Source organism: Opitutaceae bacterium TAV5 (genome assembly GCA_000242935.3).
Classification (GTDB): domain Bacteria; phylum Verrucomicrobiota; class Verrucomicrobiia; order Opitutales; family Opitutaceae; genus Geminisphaera.
This window is the reverse complement of record CP007053.1, coordinates 1,691,823-1,705,771: the sequence shown is the minus strand read 5'-3', so window position 1 is coordinate 1,705,771 and position 13,949 is coordinate 1,691,823. Positions and strand designations below refer to the sequence as shown.

The 13,949-nt window shown below is 62.8% G+C and carries 10 protein-coding genes; 6 read left to right on the top strand and 4 right to left on the bottom strand.

Annotated features, from left to right (window positions below; all coding sequences use genetic code 11):
- The first annotated feature begins 83 nt into the window (after positions 1–83).
- Complete coding sequence (locus OPIT5_07725; GenBank protein AHF90129.1) at positions 84–1,652, top strand: calcineurin phosphoesterase; 1,569 nt, start codon at positions 84–86, stop codon at positions 1,650–1,652.
- A gap of 168 nt (positions 1,653–1,820) precedes the next feature.
- Here OPIT5_07725 and OPIT5_07720 read toward each other — a convergent pair whose 3' ends face one another.
- On the bottom strand, positions 1,821–2,801 hold the full coding sequence (locus OPIT5_07720; protein ID AHF90128.1) for a LysR family transcriptional regulator: 981 nt from the start codon (positions 2,799–2,801) through the stop codon (positions 1,821–1,823).
- Between the two features lie 157 nt (positions 2,802–2,958).
- Here OPIT5_07720 and OPIT5_07715 point away from each other — a divergent pair, with 157 nt between their 5' ends.
- The 4 genes from OPIT5_07715 (at position 2,959) to OPIT5_07700 (ending at position 8,096) form a co-directional block, all read left to right on the top strand.
- Entirely contained in the window at positions 2,959–3,354 is a 396-nt protein-coding gene (locus OPIT5_07715) for a transcriptional regulator (protein AHF90127.1), read from the top strand.
- Between the two features lie 311 nt (positions 3,355–3,665).
- A complete protein-coding gene (locus OPIT5_07710; GenBank protein ID AHF90126.1) occupies positions 3,666–5,120 on the top strand; it encodes a sodium:sulfate symporter in 1,455 nt (484 codons plus the stop codon).
- Positions 5,121–5,811: 691 nt separating this feature from the next.
- Complete coding sequence (locus tag OPIT5_07705) at positions 5,812–7,431, top strand: autotransporter (GenBank protein ID AHF90125.1); 1,620 nt, start codon at positions 5,812–5,814, stop codon at positions 7,429–7,431.
- Positions 7,428–8,096 (top strand): hypothetical protein, encoded by a 669-nt coding sequence (locus tag OPIT5_07700; GenBank protein ID AHF90124.1) that lies wholly within the window; start codon positions 7,428–7,430, stop codon positions 8,094–8,096. Before OPIT5_07705 ends, OPIT5_07700 begins: the two co-directional genes overlap by 4 nt.
- Positions 8,097–8,112: 16 nt before the next feature.
- Here the strand turns inward: OPIT5_07700 and OPIT5_07695 are convergent, their stop codons facing one another.
- Entirely contained in the window at positions 8,113–9,018 is a 906-nt protein-coding gene (locus OPIT5_07695; GenBank protein ID AHF90123.1) for an AraC family transcriptional regulator, read from the bottom strand.
- Positions 9,019–9,104: 86 nt separating this feature from the next.
- Between OPIT5_07695 and OPIT5_07690 the strand changes: the two genes are divergently transcribed.
- Positions 9,105–11,573 carry a hypothetical protein gene (locus OPIT5_07690; GenBank protein ID AHF94177.1) on the top strand — a complete coding sequence of 823 codons (2,469 nt, stop codon included), beginning with the start codon at positions 9,105–9,107 and terminating at the stop codon, positions 11,571–11,573.
- Positions 11,574–11,757: 184 nt separating this feature from the next.
- On the opposite strand, the gene OPIT5_07685 is transcribed toward OPIT5_07690, so the two are convergent.
- Entirely contained in the window at positions 11,758–12,858 is a 1,101-nt protein-coding gene (locus OPIT5_07685; GenBank protein AHF90122.1) for a radical SAM protein, read from the bottom strand.
- Positions 12,859–13,108: 250 nt separating this feature from the next.
- Positions 13,109–13,885 (bottom strand): nitroreductase, encoded by a 777-nt coding sequence (locus OPIT5_07680; protein AHF90121.1) that lies wholly within the window; start codon positions 13,883–13,885, stop codon positions 13,109–13,111.
- Between the last annotated feature and the right edge of the window lie 64 nt (positions 13,886–13,949).

Here is a 13,949-nt window from a genome sequence, read left to right as displayed (position 1 = left end):
AAACCGGAGCATTGAACAGAAGATAACGAGAGGATGTTCCGGTTCCAGCCCCCCTGTGATTGCCTCGAATTGACCGGCCCGGGATGTGCTTCTTCCCGGCCATGCTTCCGTCATGCTGGCCCGGGTTTCTCGCGTTGTGCTGCCTGGCTGCGCCGGCCGGCGCGGCGTCGTTCCGGGTCGGCGGCGTGGTGTTCGACGATCGCAACGCCAACGGCCTGCGCGACGCCGGCGAACCCGGACTGGCCGGCGTGGGCGTATCCGACGGCGTGACGGTCGCGCTCACGGGCGACGACGGACGCTACGAACTGACCGTGGAGCCGGCCGCCGCCGGCGCCGAGGCGACGGTTTTTGTCATCAAGCCTCGCCACTGGCGTCCGCCCGTCGATGCCCGCAACCTGCCCCGCTTCCACCGTCGCGCGGCCGCCGCCGACGGCGGGATCGATTTCCCGCTCACGCGCCGCGAGGAACCCGACGCCTTCCGCGCGCTCGTTTTCGCCGATCCGCAGGTCGATTCGCTCCGGCAGGTCGATTACCTGGCGCGCTCGCTCGTGGCCGGGCTGGAGGGCGCGCGGGACTTTGCCTTCGGCGTGACGCTGGGCGACATCGTCAACGACCGCCCCGAGCTTTTCGGGCCGGTCAACGAGGTCATGGGCCGCGTGGGCATTCCCTGGTACAACATCAACGGCAACCACGATCTCGACCCCGGTGCCGGCGATGCCGGGCGCGCCTCGACCCGGACCTTCGAGGCGACGTACGGGCCGGCGACCTACGCCTTCCACTACGGGCGCGCGCTCTTTGTCGCGCTCGACAACGTCCGTCCGCAAGGCGGCCCCCGCGTCATCGGCGGCCTGCGCGAGGATCAGTTTCTCTTCCTCGAAAACCTGCTGCGCGCCACCCCGCGCGACGAACTCGTCGTGCTGATGATGCACATCCCCTGGTTTTATCCGGACCCGTCCCGGTCCGAAACGTTTCGCTCCGCCGACCGCGCCCGGCTCTTTGCGCTGCTGGAAGACCGCCCGCACCATTTGTGGCTTTCGGGGCACACCCATTACCAGCGGCACGTGTTCTACGGTCCGGCCGACGGATGGAAGGGTGCGAATCCACTCCATGAATACAACGTGGCCGCCGCCGGCGGCTCTTTCTGGACGGGGCCGCTCGATGCCGGGGGCCTGCCGCTGGCCACGATGTGGGACGGCACCCCGCCCGGCTACGCCGAGCTGACGTTCGACGGCGTCGAGGTGCGCGCCGACTACCGCCCGGCGCGCCGGCCGGCGGAGAGCCAGATCGGCCTGCACGCGCCCGCCGTGGCCCGGCGGGGCGCCGGTTATGTCTCGTTTTACGCCAACGTCTTTAACGGGCACGACGGATGGACGGTCGAAGCGCGGGCAGGCGGGCGGGACTGGCGGCCGCTGCTCCGCGTGCTCGCGTGGGACCCCGCCTACGCGCAGCTTTTTCTCGCGCAGAACGAGACGCCGGCCGTCCCGGCCGAGCCGCGCCTGCCCGATCCGGTGATCTGCCATCACCTGTGGAGAGGCTACCTGCCCGCCGATCTCCCGGCGGGCGTGCATGCGTTGGAAGTCCGCGCCATCGATCCGGCGGGGCGGACCTTCACCGCCACGCGCGAGGTACGCGTGGCCGAACCGGAGCCATGACCGGGGACAAGCGGACGGGGAGGCCAGGCCGTTGCCGGTTGATTTTCGGGAGGGAGATCTGGACCGGGGATCTGATCCGGGTTGGCCTGATCCGTCTCCCCCGGTAATACGACAGGCTGATTCCGGATTGATCAACTTGTCCACTCGGCGAATGGAACCGCCCCGCAATCAGCGAACAACAACCCGACCTTGTCTGTTTGTGCCTGCCCGTCCGGTCCGCTTGCGGCGTCTGTCCGACCGGACATTCTGATCATGCATCCAATCCTTTATGACAGATATGAAATTGGCGACGAGCGGGGAATTCTCCTTCTCGTGCCAGATGGCGGCCATGCGCGTGACCAGATCGTCCCCATCTTCCCTGAGCGGCCTCCACGCCAGATTGTGCGAGGCAATCCGATGAGTGCCTTTGGGGACCAGGGATACGCCCTGACCGCCGGCGATCAGGGCGATGAACGCCTCGTAACTGTTCACTTTTTGCATGGAAAATTTCCGGAATCCGCGGGCGTGGAAAATTTCCGTGAGGGATTTCGCATGGCTTGGGTTTCCCGGTAGCTCGATCGCAAGCAGCCGTTCGCCGAACACATCGTCGAGCGAGACCCGCCGGCATCGGGCCAGCCGGTGGCTCGAGTTCGAGATCATGCCCAGGGGCTGGCGGTACACGACCAGTTGCCGTATCCCCGGCATGGTCAGTTCGTCCGTCCCCTTGGTGATCCTGAACGCGAGCTGGATGTTGCCGTTGTTTCGCGAGATTTCCTGCTCGGCCATGCCGGTTTCGGCCAGGACAATCTCGACCTCCGGATATTTTTCCCGAAACAGGTTCAGGCAGGCGGGCAGGAACATGTGACCTATTTTCGAGGTGTTGCCGATACGCAGCACCCCGCGTTTGCCCCCGGCCGCCTCGCGAGTGGCCGTCGTCAGCGACTCCGTCGCTTCAAGCACCCGTCGCGCTCTTTCCAGCGCCACTTCTCCCGGGCCGGTGAGTCGCACGCGCGCGGTGTCGCGCTCCAGCAGGCGGGAACCGAGGGCGTCTTCCAGATCCCTGATCTGTTCGCTGAGCGTCGGAGGCGAGACGTGAAGCCTGTCGGCCGCCCGGCGGAAATTCAGCTCCTCGGCCACCGCGATGAAGTACCGGAGATGTCGCAATTCCATTTTCTCATCTGTTCGGAAGAACCGAACAAGATGCAAGGATCAAAGTAATTCCGTCCGGACGGGTTCGATGATAATCTGCGGGCCTGCCACCAACGAGCCGTCTCACCGGCGCACACCGTCTTTTCACTCACATCCGCAACCGACTCCGGATTCTGCCATGATTCCTGCCACCGATCCGTTCCAGCAAGCCCTTGGCCAACATCTCCCCGCGCGCTCGGGGGCCGGCAAACTTCGCTGCCGCTCGTTGCTCGCGCTGCTCGTCTCTGCCCAGAAAATCCGCTCCTTTCTCCGGCATTGCCTCTTGCGCCAGCAACTGACCGAGTGCGGCTTCAGGCTGCTGGCCGTGCTGGCGGCGCATGGCGACAGGCAGCCGCTGAATCCGACGCGTATCGCCAGCCTCGCTTCCATGTGGCCGCCCACGGTCACCGAAGCTCTCTCCCGGCTCGAGATGTCGGGGCTGGTCAGCCGCGAGCGCGACCCTCTCGACCGGCGCCAGATTTCCATCCGGCTCACGCCCGACAGAGGCGAACGGGGTCAGGCCGTTGTTTGCTGATTTTCAGGAAGAGAATCGGTCAGGAAATGTCGAGCGAACTTCGCCTCATCATGTCCCCGTTGGGAACGTAAAAGTCTTATAATGAATTGATAGGTTCTATCACCTGACACATCAAACTACTCAAAAATCAACAAACAACGGCCTGACCCTCTGGATCGGCTTCTGACCCTCTGGATCGGCTACCCTAAATAATTCGAGTTGCAGCGGCCCCAAAGGGGCGAGGCTCATGAATGAGCCGAGTATTGCCAATGCACCTTCAACGTGAAGTATGACGGGGACATAGCCCTAACGTTAACCAAAGGAATGGTCCGGTGAAAATCAAAACATCCTATGGTCTGAGCTGGCTGCCGCTGCTGGTTATTTTGACGGTTGGCTTGGTGCTGTGGCGGCTTGGCCCGCCCACCGGGCTAAGTATTCATGCCTGGCATTCAGCGGTAATATTCGTCGCCACCATTATCGCCATTGTGGCTAACATCTTGCCCATTGGCGCCATAGGCATTATCAGCATCACGATTTTTGCGTTGACCTATGCCGCCGGTGACAAGACCGCCGACGGCGCCATTGTCACCGCGCTCAGCGAACTTAACAGTTCGCTGATTTGGCTTATCGTCGTGGCCTTTATGATAGCGCGCGGTTTTATCAAAACCGGCCTTGGGCGCCGGCTGGCGCTGATGCTGATCCGGCTGCTGGGAAAGCGCACCCTCGGCCTGGTGTATGGCCTGGCGTTCGCCGATTTGCTGCTGGCGCCGGCGATGCCGAGCAATACCGCGCGCTGCGGCGGGGTGATTTACCCTATCGCCGATTCCCTGGCGCGCAGCTTTGATTCCCATCCCGATAACGCTTCCCGCAGTAAAATCGGCACCTTCCTGATTGTCTGTATCGGCAACGTCAATGATATTACCTCCGCGCTGTTTATGACCGCCTATACCGGCAACCTGTTGGCGGTGAAGCTGGCGGCCGACGTCGGCGTCCACCTCTCCTGGTTCGGATGGTTTCTCGCCGCGCTGCTTCCCTGCCTGGTGTCGCTTATCGTGGTGCCGCCCTGTGTTTATTTCCTGGTGCGACCGGAGATAAAAAAGACCCCGGACGCGCCTAAGTTCGCCGACGCCGAACTGACGAAAATGGGTCCGCTGAGCACATCGGAGTGGCTGATGGTGGTCACGGTATTGCTGCTGCTGGTGCTGTGGATTTTTGGCTCATTCCTGGGCGTCGATCCCACCACCGCATCGTTTGTCGGCCTGTCGTTCTTATTGCTGACCGGCGTATTGACCTGGGAAGATATCAAAAGCGAAAAGGGCGCCTGGGACACCCTGGTGTGGTTCGCCGCGTTGCTGATGATGGCCAACAAACTGAAAGACCTGGGCTTCACCACCTGGTTCGGCAATGTCATCGGCTCGAATATCGGCCACTTGATGGCCGGCACCCATTGGATATGGGTGCTGCTGCTGCTAAACGCCGCCTATATGTACACCCATTACTTTTTCGCCAGCGGCAACGCGCAGATCGCCGCACTGTATGCGGTATTCCTGGCAGTCGGCCTTCAGTTGGGCATCCCGGCGGTACCAATGGCCTTTATGCTGGCCTTTACCAGCAGCTTCTACTGCTCGCTGACCCAATATACCCACGCGCGCGGCCCGATCCTGTTCGGCGCCGGGTACGTGCCCACCAACGTCTGGTGGCGAACCGGATTTGTCATCAGCGTAATCAATCAGGTGATTTTTATGGGGGTGGGCCTGGCCTGGTGGCGGGTGTTGGGGTTGTATTGACCTGGTAAATGCGACGCTGTCCTGAGAACGGACCGTGGGGGAGGCCATTACCTACTCCCCTGCGGCGCGATCGTATGCGTCGCATAAAGTCCTGATATCCAACATACTGATGAGAAAAGACCAGAAATAGCACTCTAACTCTGCATGCCGATCCCCTGGTTTGGGGCCACGGGCCGAAAGTTTTCGAGGGACAGGCGAACGGGGTCGGGGCAGGCGAATGGGGTCGGGCAGGCGAATGGGGTCAGGCCGTTGTTTGCTGATTTTCAGGAAGAGAATCGGTCAGGAAATGTCGAGCGAGCTTCGCCTCGTCGCGTCCCCCGCTGGAAATGTAACAGTATGATAATGAATTTGTTGATTCTGACCCCATGCGTTTTCCTACCCCATGCGGTTTTCCTTGAAATCACCCTGCAATGATCTGGCCCCGTCCATTTGGACCGGGTGGTCGTAACAACCGGAAAGCATGGCGAAGGAGAATGAACGGACTATCGCCGCATGTTATTAAAATCAAAGTTTTGTTTCGGAACGTAAATCCATTCGTGTTGTTACCTGTGTTCTTGCAGGCAAATTGAGCTCCTGACTCCAGCCTCCCCGATTAACCTGTTTCCCCGGCGACTGACATTTGGACGGAGGCGCGGAAATCACCTCATACAAACCGCCCATGAACACCATCCACCGGTCTTCCCAAATCCCGATGCCCTCCTCGCGACACTCCGCCAGTATCGCAGTTTCCGGTCTCTTCGTCCTGGCCAGCATCATCGCCCCCCTCGTAGTGGCACCCTGCGCTTCTGCCCGGACATGGACAGGCGCCGGTGGCAACAGCGACTGGTCCACATCCGCCAACTGGGAAGGCAACCTCACCCCGGCCAACGACGGCACTGCCGACATTCGTTTCGATGCCACCACGCCCGCCTCATCTGCCAGCGCCCGCGTGGATGTGCCCTGGAGCATCAACAGGCTTTCATTCACCGGCGCCGACGCCACTCCCGCGATTACTCTTGCCGCCGCAACCGGTGCGTCGATCACGCTCCAGTCAACCGCATCAGGAACCGGTGCTGCGATTTTCAATGACACCACGGCCACGCAAACAATCCAGGCCAACCTCATCCTCGGCGCTACCGCTGCCAACAGCTCCCACTACATCAACGCCCAGGCCGGTACCCTGGATATCACCGGCAACATTGCGCTTTCCAGCAACCGCATCGTTCTCGCCGGCGCAGGCAACGTAAACCTCTCCGGGGTCATCAGCGGCAACGGTGCGACCACCGGTGCGATCGTTCTTGATGCCGGCTTTACCGGCATCGCCACGCTTTCCGGCAACAACACCTTCAGCCGACAGGTCTCCGTGCGCGAAGGCACCCTTGTCGTCAAAAGCAATGCCCCCGACAACGCCGCCGGAGCGCTCGGCCAATCCACGCGCGCCGTTGAACTCGGCAACCCCACCGGCGTCCGGGACTCCGCTCTCCTTGTCGACGGTGCCCATGAGATTGGCCGCACCATCCAGATCAAAAGCACGACCGGCGCAGGTCGCGTGACGCTCGGAGGCAACACCGCCGACGCCTCCGTCTTTTCCGGTGACATCACCCTTGGCGACGCGGGTGCAGCCGGTCGGGCCCTGCACCTCATGGCCGTCGCCGGAGGCACCGTTACCTTTTCGGGCAATCTCCTCACCGGCACCACCACCGGAGCCACCGATGCCGTCACCAAAACCGGCGCAGGCACCGTCATTTTCACCGGTACAGGCAGCACCTATGCCGGCGCCACCACCGTCAGCGAAGGCGTGCTTCTCATAAACGCCGCTTTCGCTTCCGCCGGCGCGGCGATCACCGTCGCGGCCGACGCCCGCCTCGGCGGCAGTGGCCTTATCAACCGTGCCGTCCACGTTCAGCAAAACGGTATCCTGATAGCCGGTACAGGCAGTCCCGGTGAAACCTTGGCCATCGACAGCGATCTCACCCTCGCCTCCGGCTCCATCATCGCCCTCGCGCTCGGAGAGGCTGGCGAACATTCCACGCTTGCCCGTCAGGGGGGCGTATGGCTGTTCGACGCCGGCCAGTCCTTTCTCGTCACCGACCTCGGCGCGCAGGCCGGCCTTTACACCGGCATCGTTACCGGGCTCACCGCCGACACCGACGTTAGCGGATGGACGATCCGCAACGCCGGCTGGGCCGGACAATTCGTCAACAATTCAGGAGCCATCGACCTCATCCTCACCCGGACCAGCATCCCCGAACCGTGCACCGCGACCCTGTTCCTTGCGCTTGGCACCTTGACCATCGGCCTCTTCATTCGGTCCCGTCGTACACACAAATGACAACCTCGCTCGCTTTCCCCCCGCCATCCTCCGCTCGCCCCCGCATGCTCCGGAGCGCCTTCACGCTGGTCGAACTGCTGACCGTCATCGCCATCATCGGGATTCTCGCCGCCCTCATCATCCCGGTGACCGGCACCATCCGCCAGCGCGCGCGCTCCGCGCAATGCGTATCCAACCTCCGCCAGGTCGGGATCGGCCTCACCGCCTATGCCGGGGAGAACAAAGGCAGATTTCCCCCCCGCTACTCCTCCAGCCCCGCCACCCCTTCCTGGCGCTTCATCCTCGGTCCCTACCTGGGCATCCACACCATGGGCAGCGCTCCCAGGCCCGGCTCCGACGGCGTGCTCCTTTGCCCCGATCACACCTACAACCCTCTCCCCGGCGGCGACGGGCGCAAAAATCCCTATGGCTACAACGCCAGCATCGACAAGGCCTTCGCTGCCGGCGCCAAAACCTGGGACTATCACCAGGCCGTCCCCGAACCTGCCCGCACCTTTCTTGTCGTGGAAATGGACATCAACAGCGATATCTTCCGGCCCGACATCAACATCACATCGTTGCGCCATCCCGGCAACTCCGCCAACTACCTCTTTGTCGATGGCCACGTCTCCAACATCAAGGACCTCATTCCCGAAACCGACCCCCGTTGGTACCGGGAACAGTGATACGATGGTCGTGCTCTCACGCCGCCTCACCGCCCCTCGGCGAACCCCACCCCAGCCGTCGGCGATACTCGCGCGGTGAAATCTGTTCCGCGCGACGGAACCAGATCGAAAATGTTGACAGATCCCGGAACCCCATTTCGTGCGCCACGGCCTTGATCTGTATCGCCGGATCCAGCAACCGCCTCCTCGCGTAACGAATTCTCAGATACCGAAGAAACTCATGTGCCGTCTGGTGGTGATGCCTCATGAAAAGCCGGTTCAGGTGGACGAAACTCACCCCTGCCACTTTCGCGGCCTCGCGCATATCCACCTCCTCCTCCATCGACCGGGCTTCAATCCATCGGCGCGCTGCGTCCACCCGCGGATCCGCCGGATGCGCTGCTTCCAGGTCGGGCATCCGCGCGCGCCACACCCTGAATGCTTCCGCCAGCCAGCCTGAAAACCAGTTCTTCGTCGTCAGGAACACCTCGAAATCGCATCCCCCGCCTCGCCTGAACCAGGCCCGGTCCGGCAACGGAGCGAGCAACCGCGCCAGCGCCGGCAATGTCTTGTCCATTCCCGACGCCTCTTCGCCGCGCACCAGCAGCCCCGGTCGCAGATCGATCAACGGCCGCCCATCCTGCCAGCACAACCGGAACATCAACGACGTCAGATCCGCATCCCTGGAAAAACGCTGCTTTCGATACCCGTTGGGCAAAAACAGCCAGTCGCCCGCCACCGCCCGAAACGACGCACGCGCCGTCCCCACCACGACACTTCCTGCGTGCAGGAGCCACGCGGTAAGATGCTCCGGCGAACACTCCATGTTACGCCCGTCAAGCAACGGCATCCCCTGATAAATCCGCACCACCCGTATGTGGCATTCTTCCCACGCTCCCGGCGTCAGCAGAAGCCGTTTCCCGTTTCCGGTCGTGTTTCCCATGGATGATCTTTAAAGCAAAGTTTTGAGTTTGAGTCCAAACTATTGACCATTGTCCCCCGAAACTCCGGAGGCCGAGATTCAGCACCATGCATCCTGCCCCCCTCCGGTCATGGTTTTTCAATCCGCCCCTCATGCGCCATTTGCTCGCAGCCACGTTTGCGGCACTCGTCCCCGTTGGCATCACTGCATCCGAAGCCGTGAAAGGCGTCTCTCCCCAATCCGGCACACCCGGCGTGGCCCGGCTGGAAACCGTCGGCGGAGTTCCGACCCTCGTCCTTGACGGACAACCCTGCGGAGCCATGATGATCAGCCGCTGCCGGGCCTCGTTTGAGCAGCTCGCCGAGTTCTCCGGAAACAACTTTCGACTTTACCAGGAGCAGGTTCCTCTCATCGGCCTGGAGGGTGACTCCTCCCGCGCCCTGCAAATCCTGGAAGAGCGCATCGGCCGTATAGTCGGGATCGCGCCCGACGCCTACATCGTCCTTCGTTTCAACACCGGAGTCCCGGCCGGTTTTCTCGAAAAATATCCCGACGAACTGATCCGGTTCGACGACGGCCGTCCGGACCATTTTCTCGGCCGCCTGCCCATCGCCGGCCGTCCCCCCGTCCCCACCCGTTACCCCAGCCTGGCCTCCACGGTATGGCGCGAACAGATTGCCGCTGCCATCAGCCGCCTCGTGCGCCATGTCGAAACCGGGCCCCATGCGTCGCGAATAATTGGATACATGATCGGTGGCGGTGCCACCGGTGAATGGAACTACTGGGGGCCGCAGAAATTCGACTCGCCCACGCTCGACATCGACTACTCCGCTCCGATGCTCGCCGCCTTCCGTCACCTCCTCCGTAACAAATATCCCGATGACGCCACCCTCCGCCTCGTTTGGGCCGATCCCCATGTGACGCTCGACACCGCCATGCCCCCGTCTCCCGCCGAACGGCGCCGCATGGAGTCTGGCATGTTTTACAATCCCCGCACCCAGCGCCGTGTCATGGATTACTACGAGGCCTGCAACCGCGCCATGACCGACAGCCTCCTCCACTTCGCCCGCGCCGCCAAAAGCGCCTCTGCCGGCGGCCGGCTTGTCGGCGGCTTCAACGGATACCTCCTCACCACCATGTACCTCGCCAGCGGCCACACCTTCGGCGATGAACTTCTTCACTCTCCGGACATCGATTTCCTCGCCGGTCCTCCGCAATACAAATACTGCGGCCCCGGCGACGCCACCCTCGACCGTTTCACCACCGAAAGCATGAAACGCCACGGCAAACTCTGGTTTCGCGAAGCCGATACCAAGACATGCTTTGCCGATCCCTGGACCGGCAGCCACCCGCGCATCGCACCGCCCGATCTCTTCCAGTCGCTTGGCATGTTAAAACGTGAATTCGCCGAAGTTCTCTGCCACGGCATCAATGGCTGGTGGTATCCCATCGAGTCCACCTACTTCAACCATCCACCCATCCTCGACCTCTTTGCGCGCATGCAAATCACGGGCCGGGCCGCGTTGCGATTTCCACGCGATTCCGATGCCGACATCGCCGTCGTCGCCGACTTCAAAAGTCTCCTCCACTCCGCTCCCTCCCACAGCGCGGCCATCTCCGATCCCGCCGCCGGCCCCTTTCCCGCCCTCCTTGAAGGTTTCCGCGTCCAGGAAATATCACGCATCGGCGCCCCCGTTGATTTCATCGGTCTCGATGACCTTCTGGCCGATCCGTCCCCCCGCTACAAACTGGTCATTCTGCTCAACACCTTTGCCCTCGACAACGCCCGCCGCCGTTTGATCGACCTCCGTTTGCGCCGCCCCGGCCGTACTCTTCTCTGGATGTTCGCACCGGGTATTTTTAATCCCGATGCCGGATCCGGAGCCGCCGGTGGCCAGGAACTGGACACTCGCCACATGAACAGCCTCCTCGGTCATAGCGTGGAGCTCACGACCGGCCGGGCATTTCCCTACGAACTTCGCCTGTCAGAACAAGGCTGGCGTGCATTCCCATCCTGGGAGCCCGGACAAAAATTCGGCTATGTCCGCCGCCCGGAGACACGCGTGGATGCCAGAGCCCGTTCTGTATCTTTCTTCACGCATCCGATACCCGCCTATCCCATGCGCTTCACTGCCATCGCCCCGCCGTCGGCGTCGTCCGTCGACGTCCTGGCCCGTTTTCCCGACGGAGCCGCCGGACTCGTTCGCACCCGCCGCCACGCGACCGGGACAACCGAATACTGGTCCGGCGTACTGGTGCTCCCCGCCGAGTTGCTGCGCGACATGGCGCGCGAAGCCGGATGCCATTTATTTACGGATACAAGTGAAATCGTATCCGCCAGCAAGAGCTTCCTGTCCTGTCACGTGGCGATTGCGGGTGAACGAACATTCCGGTTACGCCGGAGATCCGATGTCGTTGACGCCATCACGGGCGAGCTCATTGCCCACCAGGTGGAGACGTTCACCACGTCAATCCCCGCCTTCGATACCCGGCTCTATTTCCTTGGAGACTCCACCGAATGGCGCCAGGCCATGGCGGATGCCGCCGACTGGTTCCAGTCCCGGTCAAAAAACTGAAAACCTGTCGGAGCAGTCCAAAGGATGCATCCTTCGACGCATGCAGTGGCACAATCCGACAGGGGCAGGCGAATGGGGTCGGGGCAGGCGAATGGGGTCAGGCCGTTGTTTGCTGATTTTCAGGAAGAGAATCGGTCGGGAAATGCAGGGCAGGGGGGCGGGCGCAGAAGGGGGGGAGGGGGCGTCAGGCGCCGGCGGATTCGCGCGGGAACAGCTCCAGTTGCACGCCGCCGGGGCGCCGGAAATGTTCGGTCGTCAACTCCGGGCCGCCGCCATCGAGACCCGCCCGGCGGGCGGTGATGTGAAACAGGTCGCGTAATTGTTGGGCGAATACTCCCTGCCCCTGCATGCGGTCGCCCCACGCGGAGGAGTTGAGCCGGCCGCCGCGCAGGGATTCGAGACGGGAGAGGATGCGGGCCTTCTTTTCGGGCGCGTGGTCGTCGAGCCATTGCAGGAACACGTCCTTCACGGCGTAGGGCAGGCGCAGGAGGGTGTAGCCGGCCGTGCAGGCGCCCGCGTCGGCCGCGGCGGCGAGGATGGCGGGCAGTTCCGTATCGGTAAGGCCGGGGATGACCGGTGCGGCCATCACGCCGACGGGCACGCCGGCGTCGGCGAGCGCGCGGATCGTGCGCAGGCGATGTTCGGGACGGGCGGCGCGGGGTTCGAGCTTGCCGGCGAGCGTGGCGTCGAGCGTCGTCACGCTGAGGTAAACCATGACGCAGCGGTGGCGGGCGAGGCTGGCCAGCACGTCGAGGTCGCGGGTGATCAGGGCGTTCTTGGTGATGATCGTGACGGGATTGCGAAATTCCGCCAGCACCTCGAGACAGCCGCGCGTGATGCGAAAGCGGCGCTCGGCAGGCTGATAGCAATCGGTCACGCCGCTCATCGAGATCGTCCGGGGGCTCCACCGGGAAGTGGAGAGCGCGGCGCGGAGCAGGTCGGGGGCGCGGCGCTTGACCATGATCCGGGTTTCGAAAGCGAGGCCGGCGTTCCAGCCGAGGTAATCGTGCGTGGGGCGGGCGAAACAGTAGGCGCAGCCATGCTCGCAGCCGCGATAGGGATTGAGGCCCATGCTTATCGGCACGTCCGGGCTGTCGACCGGGTTGAGGATCGATTCGCTGGAGTCGTCGTAGAACTGTGTGCGGGGCAAGGGAGCCTCGTCTTCGGGGCAGGAGTCCGCGTCGGGGTCCGGTTCGAGGTGCAGGCGTTCGAAGCGGTTGGGCGGGGCGAGCGGGGTGCCGCGCCCGGGGATGGCAGAGCAGGCATGTCGGGCGGGCGCGGTCATGGCTCCAAACGTGGTCCGGAGAAGACGGACCGCAAGCCGCTCCCGGGCGCGCTTTTTCAGGGGATTGGCCTGTCGAGGCTTGGGGGAAATGGTCTTGGGAGATTCTAAAAATTGAACAGAAGGCAACGAAGAGAACGAAGAGCAACCAAGGTAGAGGGTAGCAGACTCCCCACTTTAACTAAATTAAAATAAATAAGTTATAACTCATGACCTTCTTTGTTTTCCCTTCGTTCCCTTTGTTTCCTTCTGTTCAAAAATGAATTTCTGGATCCTCTTTTTTTCCCGGCGGGCAATTACGATTTTTTATCTGTCCCACCGATTGCGCGAGCGAGATCCACTGGTTGCTGCGCAGGCCGAGCGCCGCGCCGAGTTTCGCCCGGTCGAAGGACATGCGCACGCCGGTGATCAGACCCTCGGACGCGCAGTAGAGCGACGCGTTTTGCGCGACCGCGCCGACGCAGAATGCCGCCGTCTCGCGCCGCAGCGCCGTCGCCTCCGCCGCCGGGAGCCCCTCGCCCATGCGGCCCATGCGCGAGAAATCCGTCACGTAAACCAGGGTCAGGGCCGCCCGCTCCACAAACGCCTGCGTGCCGCCCAGCGCGCGAAGATCCGGCGGACCGGTCTCCGGTTTCCCGGAGCTGCTTTCATCGCTGTTGCCGGGGGGGCTCCCGCTGCCCCCGACCGGGAGCAGAGCGTGTTTTCGGGCATTGTAAACAAAGGCTCCCTGGCGCAGCAGCACATAGATATCGACCTCCTGAACATTGAGCGCGGAGGGCGCCGTGCGTTTGCCGTCGGGCCGGTTGATGCCGAATGCCGCCCAGAGCAGGTCGGAGAGTTGTTGTGGCGTCAGGTCGGGCGCGTCCGCGTCGAACGCCCGCGACGTGGCTCGCCTGGCCAGCGTGTCCATCAACGGCGCCCCGCCGGTTTTTTGCGGCGCGGGCAGCGTGATCGCCGAGGCTGCTTGCGCGATGGCGGGCAGAGGGCCACCTACACAAACGAGCGAGAGAAACAGGAGGGCGCTTCGCATAACACTGCCGAGTCTGCCCTGGTTTTTTCCGGCAGGCAAATCCCGCGTTGATGGATCTGCTGCT